The organism is Nibrella viscosa, from assembly GCF_039541875.1.
Taxonomy (GTDB): Bacteria; Bacteroidota; Bacteroidia; order Cytophagales; family Spirosomataceae; genus Nibrella; species Nibrella viscosa.
Map to the genome: position 1 here is coordinate 1 of NZ_BAABHB010000015.1, position 18,741 is coordinate 18,741.

Consider the following 18,741-nt stretch of genomic DNA (forward strand, 5'->3'; position numbering starts at 1 on the left):
CAGCTTCCTGAAGGATAGCCAGCTTCTCGTCGGCGGTCCAGGTTTTTCGTTTTTTGCTCATGATTGCTACAAAGTTAAAAGTGATACTTTGTAGAATCTATGTCCAGCTATTTAGGGGGCTAAGACACATTTAAAAGACCTGTATCGTGATATCAGCGGAAGGCATATTCCCGGTATCCGCAAAGTCGAAGAATTGCTATTTTAATCCTTATTGTTTTTAAGAAATTAATCGAGCCATTTTGGCTTGCCCCTACAGGGCAGGAAATAGGGCACGATTCGGCAGATGCTATAAACCGCTGACCCCTCCGGGGTAATATAAGACGCTCAACTTACCCCGGAGGGGTCAGCGGTTTATAGTTATGTCCCTTTCTGGAAAACATCACAGCCCTGTAGGGGCAAGCCTGCCCCTGCACAGTTATTTTCTCATAATCAATGAGGGGTGAAGAAGTTCACCAACAGCTTTACGCCAAATAGCTCCCGATACTAACAACATCCGCAAATACCCCCGAAGCCGTAACTTCAGCACCGGCACCGGGGCCTTTTACCACCAGCGGCCGGTCTTTGTAACGCTCCGTGGTGAACGATACGATGTTGTCTGAGCCCGACAGCATGTAAAACGGGTGCTCCGGCCCTACCGAGCGCAGCTCAATGGTTACCTTCTCGTTTTCCAGTGTGGCCACATACCGCAGCTTTTCGTTCCGGCTTTCGGCATCGGCCAGCAGGCTTTCAAAGTAGTCGTTGTTGTTCTCCAACTCCTGAAAGAACGCCGGAATGGTGGGCGCGGCTGTGCAGGCTTCCGGCAGCAGGTTTTTGATGGTCACATCGTCCGGCTCCAGCGGGAAACCGGCTTCGCGGGCCAGAATCAGAATCTTGCGGGCTACATCCATACCGCTGAGGTCTTCGCGGGGATCGGGTTCGGTATAGCCTTTCTCTTTGGCCTCCCGCACAATGGCCGCAAATGAGGTGCCCGACCGGAAGTTGTTGAAGATATACGACAGCGTACCCGACAGAATCGCTTCAATTTTCAGGAAACGATCCCCACTGGTCATTAACCCCTGCAAGGTATTGATAATGGGCAGGCCGGCACCTACATTGGTTTCGTACAGGAACTTAACGCCCCGGTTCAACGCCGTTTTCTGGAGCCGCCGGTACTCGGCAAACGAGCCGGAGTTGGCGACTTTGTTGGGTGTTACGACCGAAATGTTGGCATCCAGCAGCAGTTCGTAAAACTGCACAATGTCTTTGTCGGAGGTACAGTCGATAAACACGCTGTTCGGCAGGTTATAGTACTTCATCTGCTCCACAAAGGCCGGAAGCGAGGTGGTAACGCCCTCGGTGAGCAGCCGTTCCCGCCAATCATCGAGGCTGACGCCTTTCGGATCGAGCAGCATTTTCTTGGTGTTGGACACACCGACCAGACATACCCGCAGGAGTTTTTCGGAACGAAGGAACGCATACTGGGCGCAGATTTGCCGCAGCAGCGTACTGCCAATGAGTCCGGTGCCGACCAGGTACAGATTCAGTATGCGGGCTTCCGACTGGAAGAATACGTTGTGAATGGCGTTCAGGGCCTTCGACAGGTTGTTCTTGTTGATTACGACCGAGATGTTGATCTCCGACGACCCCTGCGCTACTGCCACAATATTCACCCCATTTTTGCCGAGTACCGAAAACAGCTTACCGGCAATACCGGAGCTTTTCTTCATGCCCTCCCCCACAGTAGCAATAATCGACAGATCGCGCTCGATACTAATGTTGTCGATATGCCCGTGTGACATCTCAACGGCAAACTCCGTATCCAGAATGTCTTTTACCTGTTGGGCCGCGCGTGGGTCAATGGCAAAACAGATGGAGTGTTCCGATGAAGCCTGCGAAATCAGGATAACGCTGATGCGGTTGGTCGCCAGCACCCCGAATAACTTGGCCGATACCCCGGCAACCCCAATCATTCCACTGCCCTGAACATTTACCAGCGCAATATCGTCGATAGACGAGATACCCGTAATGGTGTATTGCCGCCGTTCGGCCGTGCGGCTTACCAGCGTTCCGGCATGGGTAGGGTTGAAGGTATTCAGTACCTGAATAGGAATATTGCGGGCAAAGGCCGGTTGCAGGCTGGGCGGGTAAATCACCTTGGCTCCGAAGTGGGAAAGCTCCATCGCTTCGGCGTAGGTGATGCTGGGAATATTAAACGCATTGGGCACTTTGCGCGGGTCGGCGGTCATCATCCCGTCAACGTCCGTCCAGATGTCGATGCGCTCGGCATTCAGCGCGGCACCGATAATGGAAGCCGTATAGTCGGAGCCGCCCCGGCCCAGCGTAGTAGTCTCGTTTTTTTCTGTCGAGCCAATAAAGCCGGTAATCAGCGGTATGCCGCCAGTTTGTAAGGCGGTATTGCGGGCAAAAAAGTCCTGAATGAGCTGGTTTGTCAGGGTATAATTAACCTCCGCCTGCCCAAACTGGCTGTCGGTTTTGATAAGCTGACGGGCGTCGCAGAACACGGCGGGGATACCCCGGCTCTTGATACACTCCGTAACGATAGCCGTGGAAAGCCGCTCGCCGAAGCTCATAATCAGATCGAGTGTGCGGGGCGACAGCTCCCGGATCAGAGAAACGCCCCGGAGCAAGTCTTCCAGTTCATTGATAACCCCCCGGATGCTGGCAAACACTTTACTCTGTTCCTTAACCGGAATCAACGCTTTGATGACGTTGAAGTGCCGGTCTTCAATCCGCCGGACCAGCTCCAGGTAATCGGGGTTGCCGTTGGTGGCCATACGGCCGATTTCGATTAACTGATTGGTTACCCCACTCATTGCCGACAACACAACCGCAATGGACATATCCTCCTGCCGGTGTTGCTCAATAATGTTGATAATCTGCTTTATGCTGTCTACGGACCCAACCGAGGTGCCGCCAAATTTCAATACAATCATGGAAATAGGAATGCTAAATGCGCAAACGGTGGTGCGCGATGGAGCCAACCCGTTCAGGGAACTAATCTCTCAGTTAATGAAGCGTAATAAACTGCAAATATAGGCAAAAGGGCCGCTTATTGATATAGAGGATGGCTATTCAGTCGGGATCGCTGTGTCTTTGTTTCCTGATATTCTGGTGATACTTCAGCCCTAACCAGTAGCTGATTAAGAGCAACTGTAGAAAAATGGTACTAAATATTGGTAAAATGCAGACGTTTATCAGGCACCTAGCTAAAGACAGACCATTTTTCTGAATCCTACCCGCCGGATAGTCGCCTGGGTTTTTCCTGCCAATTCTAATATATTTACCAGAGATAGGCGGAGACGGACATTACCGTTGTGATCGGTATATCCAGCGCCTTCCATTTTCATTCAATGAACATGGCTATAAAAGAATTATCGATAAAAGGCATTGACCACCCCGCTGTGGCAGCCAACGATGTAGAAACGTTGGCGGACTGGTACTGTACCATGTTCGGCTACGAAAAATGGTTCCACCACCCTAAGCCTGTCTGGCTGTTGAAAGCACCTGATGGCTCTCTACTGGAAATAATACCAAAGGACGATACTGCCCGCCCGATGCGTACCTTCTGGACACCCGGCTGGTCGCACCTGGCACTTAAGGTTGACAATATTGATGACGCCATCGCTTTTCTGGACAGCAAGGGCGTCGTCTGGGGTGGTGAAATTGTTGACGCCATCGGCGGTGGCCGTGTTCGTAACCTGTTTGACCCAGATGGTAATATGCTCCAAATTCTTGAGCGCTTATAAGCAGCCGTTTACAATCTGCGCTGCAGAAGCCGACAGAATCGCGCATGTGTGGCTTGAAGGTAGCTTCTTCGGGTTCGTGATACCCAGAATGGTATCTGTCCGGGAGGAATGGAACCACTGCATTTAGTTCCATAGCTGATCGGGCATGAAGTGCAGCCCGTGACTACCCAAGAGATAACGGACAGCGGCCCGGCCAGGCCGATAGACCAGACGGTAGGCAGGGCTACTGGAACGTAGCGGTCTATTACATAGCCCGCTGTTTACCTATAAACTCAGCTTCTCTGCCTGTACCGGCTCTCCGTAGAACAAACTGGCCTGTCGGCTGAAATCCTCCGGCGAGTCGGTGGTGAAGAAGCGTATTTGTCCGCCTTTGCTGCATTGTTCGTCCATTTCGGGGTGACGATGCAGGTAATCGGCCAGGCTATCGGCCACAATCTCACCCTGGCTCAGTATGGTTATGTTATTGGGTATGTGTTCTTTGATTTTGGGCAGCAGCAGCGGATAATGGGTACAGGCCAGCAGCAAGGTATCAATAGCAGGCGATTGTTCCAGTAAGTGATCGATATGCTTTTTGACGAAGAAGTCGGCTCCTGCGCTCATGTATTCGTTGTTTTCGACCAGCGGTACCCACATCGGGCAGGCTTCCTGATAGACCTTTACATCCGGAAAAAACTTCTCGATCTCTACCAGATAAGACTCCGAGGTTACTGTTCCTTTGGTCGCCAGAATGCCCACCTCGCCCGATTTTGAATAGTTGCCGATCACTTCCGTAGTGGGCCGAATTACACCAAGTACGCGGTAATCTGGGTTTATTTTTTCCAGGTCCAGTTGCTGAATGTTGCGCAGGGCTTTGGCCGAAGCCGTGTTGCAGGCCAGAATGACCAGCCGGCAGCCCATACTAAATAAATGCTGCACACATTCGAGGGTGTAGTGGTACACCGTGTCGAACGAGCGGGTACCGTAAGGCGTGCGGGCGTTATCGCCCAGGTAGATGTAATCGTACTGAGGCAGTTTCCGGACAATCTCCTTCAATACGGTCAGTCCGCCGTAGCCGGAGTCGAAAATGCCAATGGGATGATAGGCTGACATACCACAAAGTTACGACTTCTGTTGCCTGGGGCCGTTTCGTCTGCTAAGTTTGGTGATAATCTTATGAAACTGCTCCGTATTCTCCTGAAAGTGCTGGCGGGCCTGCTGATCGCCATTTTTCTGTTCCTGGCTGTCAGTCTGGCTCCCGTCGACGATACCCCGTACCAGCAAACCGACTATTACCAACAAACTAAACAGCGGCTTACTCAGCTGAACCCAACTGTCACCGGCAAGTACCCTATCCGGGCCGGCTGGGCCAGCGCAAACCTGACGCCGGCGTATACGACACCCACCGGTGGTTACGGCGTCCGCCGGGGAAAACACTGGGAAACCGTTGCCGATTCCATTTATGTACGCGCCATCGTTCTCGACAATGGTACCACCAAGGCCGCTATTGTCAGTGCCGACCTGCTCATTATTCCGCCGACCGTAACGGAGCAACTCAAAAAGCGTTTGCCGGAGGTTGGGCTGCACTGGGATAAGGTATTCATGGGGGCTATCCATTCGCATAACAGCATCGGCGGCTGGGCACCGGGCGTGGTAGGTCGATTGTTTTCGGGCGAATACGATGAGATGATCGTTGACCATATCACCAACACCATTTTAAAAGCCATAGCCTCGGCGCAGCAGAATATAGCACCTGTAGCGGTTGGCTTTGGTCAGGTTATGGCCGGTAGCCTGTTGTATAACCGGCTGAACGAAGGTAATCCGGTCGACGGCTGGTTCCGGATGTTGATGCTGCAAAAGACCACCGGCGAGTTGGCGCTGCTCTGTACGTACGCCGGGCATTCCACCACGCTGGATGCCGTTCAGGATTATAAGTACCTGAGCCGAGACTACCCGGGTGTACTGGTAGACACACTGGCAAAGAAAACCGGCAGCTTTACCGTTTTTATGTCCGGAGCCGTGGGCAGTACCGGCCCCAAAGCTGAAGGCGAAACCGGGCTGGATCGAAAACAGTCTTACGCCCTTGATCTGGCATCTGTTGTTTTACCAGCCATACCGCAGATCACCACGAAGCCGGATAGTACCCTGGGCATAGCGACGCTGCCGCTAGGCCTGCGTGAACCCAATGCCCGCGTTCTCGGTAACTGGCGCATCCGGCCGTGGCTGTTCCACGATGTGTACGGCGATTTTCCGTCGGATCTGAAAGCCCTCCGCATCGGCAACACCATTCTGGTTAGCACGCCCTGCGATTTTTCTGGTGAACTGCTGCCGGAATTTAATGCGATTGTAAAAGAGAAACAGGTAAATTTGATGATAACCAGCTTCAACGGCGGTTATGTTGGATACATTACCCCCGATGCCTACTACAACCAGGAGGCATACGAGACACAAACCATGAACTGGTTCGGTCCCTACAACGGCGCTTACTTCGTCGAAATGATGAAAGGGCTTATTGCGAAGATGTAACTGAACAAATCCGATATTCCTGCTGTTTTTCGGGTAGCCGCCAAAAGCTCAGGCCGCTATCGACCAACGACTAACCGCTGACGACTATACTATCGTATGAAAGGCTTTCAATTTTCCGATTATGTTCCGCCCGAGAAGAAGGACGGCAGCAGTTTTGATAAACTGCTCAATATCTTCCAGCAGTTGCTGCTCATTACCTCGGGTGATGTAGAGCAGGCCATGTCGTGGATGAACCAGCTTGACCGGCAGTATGGCCTCACCGACGATAAATACGGCATGGGCGACTTTTTCGAGGACCTGAAAGAAAAAGGCTACCTTACCGAAGAGAACGAAGAAGGCCGGCTGGTGATGACGCCCAAAAGCGAGCAGACCATTCGCCGGAGCGCTCTGGAGGAGATTTTTGGAAAGTTGAAACGGTCTAAATCAGGCGGCAATCACCAGACACCGTATACCGGCACCGGTGACGAACTCAGCAGCGACCTGCGGGCATATCAGTTTGGTGATACCCTGGAGCAGATTTCCATGACGGAGTCGATCCGGAATGCGCAGATCAACAGTGGTCTGGAGGAGTTTGCCCTGATGGAGCGTGACCTGGAGGTAGTGGAGAAAGAGCAGAAGACGCAGACCTCCACGGTGCTGATGATCGACATCAGCCACTCCATGATCCTGTACGGCGAAGACCGCATTACCCCGGCCAAAAAAGTGGCCCTGGCGCTGGTTGAACTGGTCAGGCAAAAGTACCCCAAAGATACCCTGGATATAATTGTGTTCGGCAACGATGCCTGGCAAATTCAGGCAAAAGATCTGCCGTATCTGGAGGTTGGCCCTTACCATACCAATACTGTAGCCGGGCTGGAACTGGCGATGGATCTGCTGCGTCGCCGGAAAAACAAAAATAAGCAGATCTTTATGATTACCGATGGGAAGCCGACCTGCCTGAAAGAAGGCATCCGGTACTACAAGAACAGCTTTGGCCTCGACCGGAAGATCGTCAGCAAAACGCTGACGCTTTCCGCCCAGTGCCGCCGGCTGGATATACCCATCACCACCTTCATGATTGCTTCTGACCCCTATCTGAAGCAGTTCGTGCAGGAGTTTACCAAGGTAAACAACGGACGCGCTTACTACAGCAGCCTTCAGGGCCTTGGTAATATGATGTTTGAAGATTTCCAGCGCAACCGGCGGAAGAATATCAAGTAACAACTGTCGAGCCCAGCAGGGATGCTGGGCTTTTTTGTGCACTTAGCAAAGATGCTGAGGGAGACATCACTCCACCGTAAAACTTCCGGTGGTGCAGACATTGCCCGCATCGGTAGTGAGGCAGATGGGGCCGGTGGAGGCATCGGCCGGCACCGTTATGACAAGTGCATTGCCGGATTGCCGGAATTTAGCCGCCGATGATTTGCCCCCGCCAAACCGGACTTCCTTTACCCCCGTTACATGCTGCCCGGTCAGGGTAATCTCATCACCGGCTTTGCCTGCTTTTGGGGTAAAATCCAGGGCCGAAGGCAGCCGCAGCACGGTAAACGATTCGGGGGTGGTGGTCGATTCGTCGGAGTCGTTTGTGACGGTTAAGGGGCCGGTCTGAGCATTGGCCGGCACTTTTACCCATAGTTCCGTCTCCTCGTTTTTGCCGTCGGTGATGGCTGCGGTCAGGCTGCCCGTAAAGAACACTTTTGCATCCTGGAGATAATTGCCTTTGATAATCACCCGGCTACCCACGGTTGTGCTGCTGGTGAAGCTGGTAACTACGGCTTTCTGGACCACCGTCAGGCTGCGGGTAGTGGTAACGGTGCCGGCGCGGTTGGTAACGGCCACCGGCCCCGTAGTGGCATCGGCCGGTACGGTAACCTGGATCTCAGTACCCTCGGTGCGTTTGGTAATAAGGGCTGTTTTGTTGTTTATCTTCACCTCATTAATGCGGTGCAGGTTCTGGCCTGTAATGAGTACGTCTTTACCGCGACCGGCGCGGATGGGGGTAAACGCGACATTAGCCGGAGCCAGAATCAGCAGGAATGCCTGCTGACTCGTGGCGCTACCGCCAAGGCCACTGACCGTAACCGCTACTTCACCGCCCTGGCTCCGATTGGGAACGGTTATTTCCAGTTGGGTATCGCTAAGAATTTTGAATACGGCCGAGGTGGTGCCAAAAGTAACACTGGTCACATCCCGCAAGTTTTGCCCGGTAACCGTCAGTTTATCGCCGGCAGTGCCTTCTGTGCTGCTTAAACCCGCAGGATTAATAATAGGAGCAAGCGCAATAAACAGGGTGTCGGTGCTGGTAGTCCTAACGCGTTCAAACACGGTAATGGTAATGAGCCCCGTAGTGGCCGCTGCGGGAATAACCGTGCGTATCTCGGTATCCTGAATCTGCGTCCGGCTTTTATCAGTAGCCAGGCCATTTACAGCAATAACGCCATCGAGCAGGTTACGTCCCTGAATCACCAGTTCCGTACCCGCTTTGGCCCGTTTTGGGGTGAAGCTGGTAATTTCCGGCGTACCGGCCACAATAAAGTCACCGGTGCTGCGGCCTCCTTCCGTTTCTACCGTAATAGCCAGCGGTCCGCGCGGTATATTAGCCGGTACGGTAACGGTGACCTCCTGCGGAGAGGCTGGTGTCATATCCGCTACGGGCACATCCGCAAACCGGACGGCTTTTATCCTGTCCAGAAAATCACCGGACAGCCGCACCTTTGCTCCCGGCAGGCCATTGACCGGCACCACAGACGCTAATACTGGTGTTGGCTGAAGAATAATGAATGGAAGCGGGTCTGATACACCATTGTCATTGGAAACCCGGATCTGCGCCGGACCCGTGGCTGACCGTGGAACGATTACTTTTATGGTTTGCTCATCGTGGTTGCGAATGTCGGCATTTACAAAGTTCCCGGACTGTCCTACAGTAACTGCTGGTTTAGCACCGAACTGGGCCCCTTTGAGGGTAATTTCTTCACCAATGGCAGCCTTGTCGGGAAACACCTGCCAGAGCTCAGGCTGAGTTTTCTGAACCCGGCAACCCTGGATGCCAATACACATTAGAAAAAGAAAAAACGTGAGTATACGGTTATTCATACTGTAGGATTTTTAATCCGCTGCCACCAGAGGTGTGGTAAAATTAGCCAATTTAGAAGTCATAAAACCATTTATGTACAAACCCTGTTATCCGACAAAATACCCATCCTTTCAATTCAAGAGTTAATGAGCTACCACAGCCTGAAATCAAACCATTTACTGAAGCTAAAAACACTAGGCGACCTGAAAGCCGCCGGTTATCAGCCACGTTCGATCAAGCAGGAGTTACGGGAAAATCTAATACAAAAGATCCGGGAAAAAGAAGTGGTCTTTCCGGGTATCTGGGGCTACGAAGATACGGTAATTCCGGATGTTGAACGAGCAATCTTATCAATGCATCATATTAACCTGCTCGGTCTGCGCGGGCAGGCTAAGACCCGTATCGCCCGGCTGATGATTAATCTGCTGGACGAGTATATTCCGGTTGTTGAGGGGGCTGAACTGAACGATGATCCGCTCCACCCGCTGTCGCGCTATGCCCACGATCTGATTGCCGAGAAAGGCGACGATACACCTATTTCCTGGATGCACCGCGACGACCGCTATACCGAAAAGCTGGCAACACCCGATGTGTCGGTGGCTGACCTCATCGGCGACGTTGACCCCATAAAGGCGGCTACGCTGAAACTGCCGTATTCCGACGAGCGGACGATCCATTTCGGCCTGATACCCCGCTCGCACCGGTGTATTTTTGTAATTAACGAATTACCCGACTTACAGGCCCGTATTCAGGTGTCGCTCTTTAACATTCTACAGGAAGGTGATATTCAGATCCGGGGCTTTAAGCTGCGGTTGCCGCTCGATATTCAGTTTGTGTTTACCGCCAACCCGGAAGATTATACCAACCGGGGCAGCATCGTAACACCGCTGAAAGACCGGATCGACAGCCAGATCGTTACCCACTATCCGAAATCAATTGAGATCGGTAAGAAGATCACCCAACAGGAAGCGGTCATTAAAACGGAGCAGAAAGGCCTGGTTAAAACCAATGATCTGATTGCCGACCTGATTGAGCAGGTCGCCTTTGAGGCCCGCGAAAGCGAGTATGTCGATTCCAAGAGTGGAGTATCGGCCCGGATGACTATTTCGGCGTTTGAGAATATGCTGTCATCGGCCGAGCGCCGGGCCCTGCTCAACGGCGAGAAGGAGACCTACGTTCGCATTGCCGACCTCTACGGAGCGGTGCCGGCCATCTGCGGGAAGGTGGAACTGGTGTACGAAGGCGAGGTAGAAGGACCGGTAATTGTAGCGCAGAACCTGATCGGAAAAGCCATTCGCAACCAGTTCCTTCAGTATTTCCCGAATCCCGAAAAAGCGAAGAAAGACAAGCGGGGCAATCCGTACAAAAAAATTTCCGACTGGTTCGGCGACGGCAACACCATCGACATTCTGAACGACCTGAGCAACCGCGATTACGAAAACCGCCTGCGCACTATCGACGGGCTGGATGATGTAATCGATCAGTTTCACACCCGGCTCAGCCGTCAGGAACGACTCTTTATGATGGAGTTTGCCCTGCACGGTCTCGCCGAATACTCGGTCATCGGCAAAAAAGCCCTGGATACCGGCCAGCAATTTAAAGACCTTCTCGGTTCCATGTTCAGCCCCGGTAGCCGGTTTGAAGAGGAAGATGATGACGACGACAAATTTTAATGATGAATGATGAATGAGCTGTCGCGCTAACATTTATCGTTCATCATTCATCATTATTCTACCACCACGGCGGTGCCGTTGCAGCTCACCATGAGCATGGAACCGTTGCCGCCGATGGTTTCGTAATCCAGGTCGACGCCGATGATGGCGTTGGCTCCCAGCCGCTGAGCCTGGTCCATCATCTCTTTGATGGCAATACTTTTAGCTTCGCGCAGCCCCTGCTCGTAAGCACCCGATCGGCCACCTACGACATCACGAACGCTGGCGAAGAAATCTTTGACCAGGTTGGCCCCGATAATGGCTTCTCCATTCACCAGGCCAATGTATTTTGTGATGCTTTTTCCTTCGATGTTTGGTGTAGTCGTTATTAGCATAGCGGGCATGTTCACGGCGTATAATCCTGTATTCTTCGACGTATGAATGCGCAAAGGTCGCAGAGTTTTTAATTCTTACAAATACTACCGGACAGGCGGTCGGCTACCAGGATCGCACCGCCTTATTTATTGTTCGGCCGGAAAAAGACTCAACCGGCCGGCAACACAGAAACGGTGGAAGGCTACTCAAACCCGCGTTGGGGTGTTGGTGTGGTTATGTGTCTGAACGAGATGGTTAGGGAACACCAGCCGAAAGGTGGTGCCTTCGCCTACAAGGCTGTCTACCTCAATGGTGGCTTCCAGTTTCTCGGTGAGCGATTTCACAATAGATAAGCCGAGGCCCGATGAACTCTCGTTATTGGTTGGCTGCGCCGAGAGCCGCTGAAAACGCTTGAAAAGTTTAGACATGTCTTCGGGCGGGATACCGGGGCCTTCGTCGCGGACGGCAATGTAGAGCTGCTCCTGCCGCAGATAACTGTTGATGAAGATATTCTTACCGAATAAGGAGAACTTGAGGGCGTTGCTGATGAGGTTATCCAGAATCCGGACCAGCGATTCAGGGTCGGTGTGCAGGATTACCGGTATGTCGGGGCCGTTCAGGTGCAGTTTTATCTCTTTTTGCCGGGCCTGGGCTTCAAAACCATCTACCACCACCTCCAGCAGGTCATTCAGTTCCGTATCTGTCTTCTGCACCGGCTCGCTGGATGAAATAAGTTTGTTGTAGAACACAATACTGTCGATCAGGCCGGCTCCGCGCTTTACGGTTTTCAACCCATAGGTAATATTGTCCTGCTGCTCACTGTTGAGGGGTCCCAGTATCGGCAGAAAATCAAAGACAAAACGGATGGTTGCCAGTGGTGATTTCAGGTCGTGGGCGATCACGCTGATCAGGTTTTCTATCTCATTTTTGGCGTCGACCAACTGTTCGTTCTGCCAGACCAGCAACCGGCGCTGTTCATCAAGCCGGCTATATAAGTGGTATAGTTCCGATACGTCGTTGAACAGCCAGATCCGCCCTTTAAAATAACTGGTTCGAACTGGTTTTGTCAGAACACTCAGAATCTTATCGGGAAACGTCCAGATCCACTCTTTTGTCACAAAGTGAGCATCCATCAGCAGATGACCGGCGGCTTCGTTAATTTCCGGCTGGTTAGTGGCCTGGTTGCGAAGTCGCATCATACCGGCCGAAACGGCGGCTGCCGTTGGGCGCAGGTTGCCGGCTTCCAGCGCCAGCAGATCAATGGCGGCCTGATTGACCCAGGCCGAGTTATCATCTTCGTTGATGCGGATGATGGCCTGCGGAATGGTGGCAAATAAAAACTCGTACTGCTGCTCCAGGTTTAACCGGCTGGCTTCAAGCCGGTAAATGGTCACTTTATCACCCAGCATCCGGAGCGCCATTTCCACATCGACGGTGCCGGTATCCGCCTGGTGCCAGGCCAGTAAAATCCAGCCCCGGAGCGAATCGGTTATGACCCGCAGGCCGGCCACCTGTTTATATTGACCGAGCAGTGCCTTTACCGGCCGGCGGGGAACAAACTGCGGCTCCAGAAAAAAGTCGGAGGAGTGGGTCAGCTCACTAAGTTGGCCTGGATTGACGGACGCGGGGACCGGCATCGGCGGATGCACATACGGTATGGTTGCGGTCCACTCGTCGCGCTCACGGAGCATATAACAGCTATCGGCCCCGGTATATTCCCTGACCAGGGCCACATAGCTGTGGATGGCGTCGAGTGTCGAGGTAGAGGGGGCATATGCCCGCTGGTAGAATTGCTGCTGGAATTGCCGCCAGTTCATAGGCCGTTTAATTTAGAAACGACCTGATGCTGCTGATGACATCCTCCGCATCGCTGATGTGCGGGAAATGCCCCTCCGAATCAATAAAATCCAGCCGCGCATCCGGAATATGATTGTGCAGATAGTGGGTAGCCTGCGGGGGCACTACCAAATCATACTTGCCCTGGATGAGCAGCGTAGGCTGCATGAGCCTTTCAATATCGGTACGGTGGTCGGAGTAAAAGATAACGCGGGCGGTAGCCAGCGCTACATCGGGTCGCATGGCCGACAAGGTTCTGGCAAAGGACAGCGCCAGGTGAGGCCGGCCGGGATTCTGCATGGCCACTGGCGCAAAGCCGCTCGCCCAGGCATGATAGTTACTGCCCATCTGCTCAAAAATGCTTTCCAGGGTATCTTTATCAAAACCACCGGTATAATCAGTATCATTCATGTAGCGCGGTGAGGCATTCAGCAGCACCAGGCGCGAAAACCAGTCCGGCTCTTCAATGGCGGCCAGGGTGCCGGTCATGCCGCCCACGGAATGGCCGAAGAAGATCACATCCCGGAGCTGAAGCTCATCCATGATGTCCAGAATATCCTCCGCAAATACCGGCAGCCGGTTGTATTTGCGTGCATCAAAATACCGGACGGTATGCTCATTGGCCCCTACTATATCGAATAGCACCAGACGATAATCGCCGGCAAAGGCCTGCGCTACGTCATGCCAGGCTGTTTGATCGGTGCCGAAGCCGTGTGCAAATAAAATAGTTTGTGCGGCATCCGGTTTACCGGCAATCCGCACATTGTTACGTTCAGTTACTTTCATTCCGGCCAGTTGACTTAATACTATGGTACAAGTACGGTTTTTTTAGTTAATGGCTGTACTTAGACGAAACGCTCAATAAAAAGTATCGGCACTATCAGAAGTAGTTAAGCCCCAGCCAGTTCCGGTGAGCACTTTAGCCATCGGCCCTGATGGCGGAAATTCAGAGCTTATACCTCCAACTTAAAAAATAGATTCCGTTTCTGCAAGCGTTAGCCGAAATCAGAGCAGACAGTCGGCCAGGGTCCGGATGTATTGGTCTACATAAGCATCGGCCTCGCGGCTGCGGTACTGCAGAATATAGCGAGGGTGATCGAGGGTAACGATACGGTCAAAAAAGCCCTGCTGCCCGTTGAGCCGTTGCAGATAACCTTCATTTTTCCGGCCCAGGCAAACGGCTACCCGGCGGTCATAGCCGAATGCGGTCTGCTGCTTTACTGTATCGGTAATATACGGCCACAGAGCCGCCGTAAGCCCCCGGTCATCGTAGAAGTTGTAGTTTTTGCCGCTTTTCATCAGCGCCAGCGGGTACAGGGAGGTTAGAAAAAACTGGCTGTAAAAAGCTGCGGGTCCGCCGAAGGCATCGACTACCCGGTAAATAAACCGGCTCGACAGTTCGGGTGTCGGCGGCAGGTTGTTGTCAATGCCGCAGTGATTGATGAGGGCCTGGGGTGTGGTAAACGAAATGCCCGTAACACCGGCTCCAAACCGACCCGGATTGATGCCCAGCACAAAGATCCGGGGCCGGTGGTCACTGAAGTACCTGGTGAAGAATGTCTGAATGATTGTTTGCACCTCCGGTTGCCGGTAGGGGTTCAGCACCGATACGCCGGGCGGCAGATGGCCCGGATCTGTCAGGTTGAGGTAATAGCGGATGGCCTGATCGGCAAAAGTAGGGCTCATCGGATAAGGTTACGTTTCATGGTTTGAAAAATACGCTTCATGCGGAGCAAATACCTGTTTACAGCGTAAAGTATTGATCAACAACCGCTTCCCGGTCATATTTGAGCCGTAAATCTAATACGAACTGTTCACGCTACACACAATGAAAAATCTATTCGGACTGCGGCCATTCCTCATAACCGCGCTGGTACTCTCGGTTGCCGTAATTGGTTGCAAGAAAGACAATACGGAAATCAATCCCTCTTCCGGCAGTTCCGTGGAGGGCACCTGGAAAATGTCGGCTATAAAGGCAAGCCCTGCCATTGATCTTGGTAGCGGTCAGAAATTTACAGATCTCTTCGACCTGTTTGGCGCTTTTCCCGACGGCAGGCAGATCGTTTCCTGCTTAAAAGAAACAAAAATTACCTTTCAGAAAAGCGGTAAAGTTACGACCGCCACGTCTGCCGTCTGCAAATCGGTTGATGATGTCGGCCTCAGTGTTCAGGACAATTCTACCTGGAAAGTGCAGGGTAGTAAGATTATTTTGACAGATAGTGACGGTACCAATGAATACGACCTGTCTGTAAACGGTTCTGTTATGAAATGGAGCGTGGTTGCCGACGACGACTGGATGGGCAATGGAAAAGCTATCCGTTATACGTATACCATAGAGTTTCTCCGGCAGATGTAAACAGCCCTGGTGAATGATTCGGCGCTCTTCTCTTTGGAGAAGAGCTTTTTTGTTTACTGCTCAAAAAACCGATAGCAAATCAAGGCAATTTCGCCGATGATGGATTCGGCGTCCGTCGGATTTGTCCCCTGTACCAGTACCGACAGCACAAACGGCCGGCGGGCGTATACAATACCGGCATCTCCGCGCACATACGTGAGCGTACCCGTTTTGTGCGCAACGGCCACCGTTTTCGGTAACAGCCGGGGAATGGTGGTCTGGTCATCGCAGCGTTTTAGCATTTCCAGCATTTCCCGGCACAAGGCCGGAGTGGCCAGTTCATACCCCGCCAACTTCTTCAGCAGCGTATTCAGTTCACCAGCGGCTACGTAGTTGTCCAGGCCCCGCTTCACGGCCGCCGTATCCATCATCATCCGGTTCAGGCGGGTGTGGGTGAGACCCAGCGCCTGCATCCGCTGGTTAACAGCCTCAAAACCAATTTCCTGAATCAAAACATTCGTAGCCGTGTTATCACTATGGGTGATCATCAGCGTGATCAGGTCCCGGTACGACACCCGGCTGCGGCTGGGGTAGGCAGCCAGTACACCCGTGCCGCCCGCCTTTTCGGAATCCACCAGAATATGGATTTCGTCGGGGTCCAGCCGACCGGCTTTTACCCATTCCATAGCTTCGACCAGGATGGGGAGTTTAATGAGGCTGGCGGACGGAACGGGTACATCGGCCCGGTGAGCGAACATGGACTGACCGGCGGCTACGCTATCTGGTTGCAGCGGCTCTACGGCCAGGCTAACGCGGGCGGTGGCCGGAAGTTTTTGCAGGTAAGTGGATAACCGGCTAGGCAGCGACTGGCCGGAAACGACACTGGTAATGAGCAGAAAGCTGCTCAAGAGCAGGGGTAGGCGGAGAAGCGAATACCGGCTGAGTTCCTGGAGAATAGGCATATCGGGTAGCACAGGGCGTAGTACGATTTTTTAAAGATGAAAAAAGCGGTTCAAACGCAGGAAAATAGCGCCGGATACCACAAAAATACGGCCTCTTGGCTGAATCAGAAAGATTGACTTCCGGAAGCCGATTGATGGCAAAATAGTAGGAATTCAGCAAAAAAAGTTGTATTTTTACCATCTGAATTACCCTTACTTTCTGCACCCGCCAAGACCTGTTTATCGACACACAGACAATATTTTAGACACTATATGACAAACGAACTTGTTGAAGCAGACATCCGGACCGAATCAGACGGGCAGAATGGCTACGGCGCCAGCAACATTCAGGTGTTGGAAGGTTTAGAAGCTGTACGGAAACGCCCGGCTATGTATATCGGCGACGTCAGCGCCAAAGGGCTGCACCACCTGATCTGGGAGGTTGTAGACAACTCTATCGACGAGGCTCTGGCCGGGTACTGCGACACCATCCAGGTTACCATCAACGTAGACAATTCCATCACTGTACGCGACAACGGCCGGGGTATCCCGACCGACATGCACCTTAAAATGAAGAAGTCGGCCCTGGAGGTTGTGATGACGGTGCTGCACGCGGGTGGTAAATTTGATAAAGATACCTATAAAGTTTCCGGTGGTCTGCATGGCGTGGGCGTGTCCTGCGTGAATGCCCTGTCGACGCACCTGCGCGTGGAAGTACACCGCGAAGGCAAAGTCTTTGAGCAGGAGTATGAGATTGGCCGTCCGCTGTATCCCGTCCGGGAAATCGGTACGGCTTCGGATACCGGTACGACGGTCCACTTCAAACCGGACGATACCATCTTCAACGAGACGGTTTATAAGTTCGAGACTGTGGCCGGTCGTCTGCGTGAACTGGCTTTCCTGAACAAGGGTATCCGCATTACGCTGACCGACCTGCGCGAACTGGACGAAAACGGCCAGCCGCTGTATCAGGAGTTCCTGTCGCAGGGCGGTCTGACGGAATTTGTTAAGTACCTTGACGAGACGCGTCCGTCGCTGGCCGGCATGCAGCCGATCTACATGGAGAACGACAAAGGCTCGACGCCCGTACAGGTGGCCATGGTGTACAACATGGAAGCCAGCGAGAACATCTCGTCGTATGTCAACAACATCAACACCATTGAGGGAGGTACGCATGTGCAGGGCTTCCGGATGGCACTGACCCGTATTCTGAAGGGTTATGCCGAGCGCAACAGCCAGGTTTTGGGTAAGAGTGCCGGTAAAGTCACATTCGACGGGGGGGACTTCCGGAAAGGCCTCACCGCCGTTATTTCGGTCAAAGTAGCCGAGCCTCAGTTTGAGGGCCAGACGAAGACCAAGCTGGGCAACAGTGATGTAGTAGGGGCCGTTAGCACCACTGTGGCCGAAATGCTGGAAACCTGGCTGGAGGAAAATCCTAAAGTGGCTCAGGAAATTATCCGTAAAGTTCTGATCTCGGCGCAGGCGCGTATTGCCGCTGATCTGGCCTATAAACGCATCATGGCCGACCGTAAAGACTTTATGAGCGGTATGGGCCTGCCCGGAAAACTGGCCGACTGCTCGGATACCGATCCGGAGAAATGCGAGCTTTACCTGGTAGAGGGTGACTCAGCCGGTGGTTCGGCCAAGCAGGGCCGCAACCGGGCGTTCCAGGCCATTCTGCCCCTGCGGGGTAAGATCCTGAACGTGGAGAAGGCGATGGAGCACAAGATCTACGAAAACGAAGAAATTAAGAATATCATTACGGCGCTGGGCATTACCTTCAAGCGCGACGGCGATGAGACGGTGATGAACCTGGAGCGGCTGCGCTACCATAAGGTAATTATCATGACCGATGCCGACGTAGACGGTAGCCATATCCGGACGCTGATTTTGACCCTGTTCTTCCGCCATATGCGGCCGCTGATCGAAAACGGATACCTGTATATTGCCCAGCCTCCGCTCTACCTGGTGAAGAAAGGCAAAGAAGAGCAGTACTGCTGGACCGAGCAACAGCGCGAACAGGCTGTTAGCCGCCTGGCCGGTGCTGGTCGTGAAGAGAACGTACACGTGCAGCGGTACAAAGGACTGGGTGAAATGAATCCCGAGCAGTTGTGGACCACCACCATGGACCCCGACAAGCGCAGCCTGAAACAGGTGACCATTGAATCGGCCGCCGAAGCCGACCACCTGTTCTCCATGCTGATGGGGGATGAAGTGGCCCCCCGAAGAGATTTTATCGAGCGAAACGCTAAATATGCAAGAGTCGACGTTTAAAGAAAAGCGGGCTGATTGGCCCGCTTTT

General features: G+C 52.9%; 14 protein-coding genes. 6 read left to right on the forward strand and 8 right to left on the reverse strand.

The window, feature by feature from the left end:
- Positions 1-461 precede the first annotated feature (461 nt).
- Entirely contained in the window at positions 462-2,933 is a 2,472-nt protein-coding gene (gene thrA, locus ABD931_RS24800; protein ID WP_345270718.1) for a bifunctional aspartate kinase/homoserine dehydrogenase I, read from the reverse strand.
- A gap of 417 nt (positions 2,934-3,350) precedes the next feature.
- Between thrA and ABD931_RS24805 the strand changes: the two genes are divergently transcribed.
- Positions 3,351-3,746, forward strand: coding sequence for a VOC family protein (locus tag ABD931_RS24805; protein WP_345270719.1), 396 nt, complete (start codon positions 3,351-3,353; stop codon positions 3,744-3,746).
- A gap of 264 nt (positions 3,747-4,010) precedes the next feature.
- Here ABD931_RS24805 and murI read toward each other — a convergent pair whose 3' ends face one another.
- Positions 4,011-4,835, reverse strand: a complete 825-nt coding sequence (gene murI / locus ABD931_RS24810) for a glutamate racemase (RefSeq protein ID WP_345270720.1) — start codon at positions 4,833-4,835, stop codon at positions 4,011-4,013.
- A 63-nt stretch (positions 4,836-4,898) separates the two neighbouring features.
- Here murI and ABD931_RS24815 point away from each other — a divergent pair, with 63 nt between their 5' ends.
- A complete protein-coding gene (locus ABD931_RS24815) occupies positions 4,899-6,248 on the forward strand; it encodes a neutral/alkaline non-lysosomal ceramidase N-terminal domain-containing protein (protein WP_345270721.1) in 1,350 nt (449 codons plus the stop codon).
- Between the two features lie 96 nt (positions 6,249-6,344).
- Positions 6,345-7,448, forward strand: coding sequence for a vWA domain-containing protein (locus tag ABD931_RS24820; protein WP_345270722.1), 1,104 nt, complete (start codon positions 6,345-6,347; stop codon positions 7,446-7,448).
- A gap of 66 nt (positions 7,449-7,514) precedes the next feature.
- Here ABD931_RS24820 and ABD931_RS24825 read toward each other — a convergent pair whose 3' ends face one another.
- Positions 7,515-9,320 carry an IPT/TIG domain-containing protein gene (locus ABD931_RS24825; protein WP_345270723.1) on the reverse strand — a complete coding sequence of 602 codons (1,806 nt, stop codon included), beginning with the start codon at positions 9,318-9,320 and terminating at the stop codon, positions 7,515-7,517.
- 126 nt (positions 9,321-9,446) lie between these two features.
- On the opposite strand from ABD931_RS24825, the gene ABD931_RS24830 reads away from it, so the two are divergent.
- Positions 9,447-10,973 (forward strand): P-loop NTPase family protein, encoded by a 1,527-nt coding sequence (locus ABD931_RS24830; protein ID WP_345270724.1) that lies wholly within the window; start codon positions 9,447-9,449, stop codon positions 10,971-10,973.
- A gap of 53 nt (positions 10,974-11,026) precedes the next feature.
- On the opposite strand, the gene ABD931_RS24835 is transcribed toward ABD931_RS24830, so the two are convergent.
- The 4 genes from ABD931_RS24835 to ABD931_RS24850 all read right to left on the reverse strand — a co-directional run bounded on the left by ABD931_RS24835 (position 11,027) and on the right by ABD931_RS24850 (position 14,849).
- On the reverse strand, positions 11,027-11,347 hold the full coding sequence (locus ABD931_RS24835) for a heavy metal-binding domain-containing protein (protein WP_345270842.1): 321 nt from the start codon (positions 11,345-11,347) through the stop codon (positions 11,027-11,029).
- Positions 11,348-11,533: 186 nt separating this feature from the next.
- Positions 11,534-13,144 (reverse strand): sensor histidine kinase, encoded by a 1,611-nt coding sequence (locus ABD931_RS24840; RefSeq protein ID WP_345270725.1) that lies wholly within the window; start codon positions 13,142-13,144, stop codon positions 11,534-11,536.
- 7 nt (positions 13,145-13,151) lie between these two features.
- Positions 13,152-13,949 (reverse strand): alpha/beta fold hydrolase, encoded by a 798-nt coding sequence (locus ABD931_RS24845; protein WP_345270726.1) that lies wholly within the window; start codon positions 13,947-13,949, stop codon positions 13,152-13,154.
- A gap of 219 nt (positions 13,950-14,168) precedes the next feature.
- Positions 14,169-14,849: a uracil-DNA glycosylase family protein gene (locus ABD931_RS24850; protein ID WP_345270727.1), complete on the reverse strand. Its 681-nt coding sequence runs from the start codon at positions 14,847-14,849 to the stop codon at positions 14,169-14,171.
- Between the two features lie 142 nt (positions 14,850-14,991).
- Between ABD931_RS24850 and ABD931_RS24855 the strand changes: the two genes are divergently transcribed.
- On the forward strand, positions 14,992-15,519 hold the full coding sequence (locus ABD931_RS24855) for a lipocalin-like domain-containing protein (RefSeq protein ID WP_345270728.1): 528 nt from the start codon (positions 14,992-14,994) through the stop codon (positions 15,517-15,519).
- Positions 15,520-15,572: 53 nt separating this feature from the next.
- Here the strand turns inward: ABD931_RS24855 and ABD931_RS24860 are convergent, their stop codons facing one another.
- Positions 15,573-16,460, reverse strand: a complete 888-nt coding sequence (locus ABD931_RS24860; protein ID WP_345270729.1) for a serine hydrolase — start codon at positions 16,458-16,460, stop codon at positions 15,573-15,575.
- Between the two features lie 252 nt (positions 16,461-16,712).
- Between ABD931_RS24860 and gyrB the strand changes: the two genes are divergently transcribed.
- Positions 16,713-18,713: a DNA topoisomerase (ATP-hydrolyzing) subunit B gene (gyrB, locus tag ABD931_RS24865; protein ID WP_345270730.1), complete on the forward strand. Its 2,001-nt coding sequence runs from the start codon at positions 16,713-16,715 to the stop codon at positions 18,711-18,713.
- Positions 18,714-18,741: the final 28 nt, after the last annotated feature.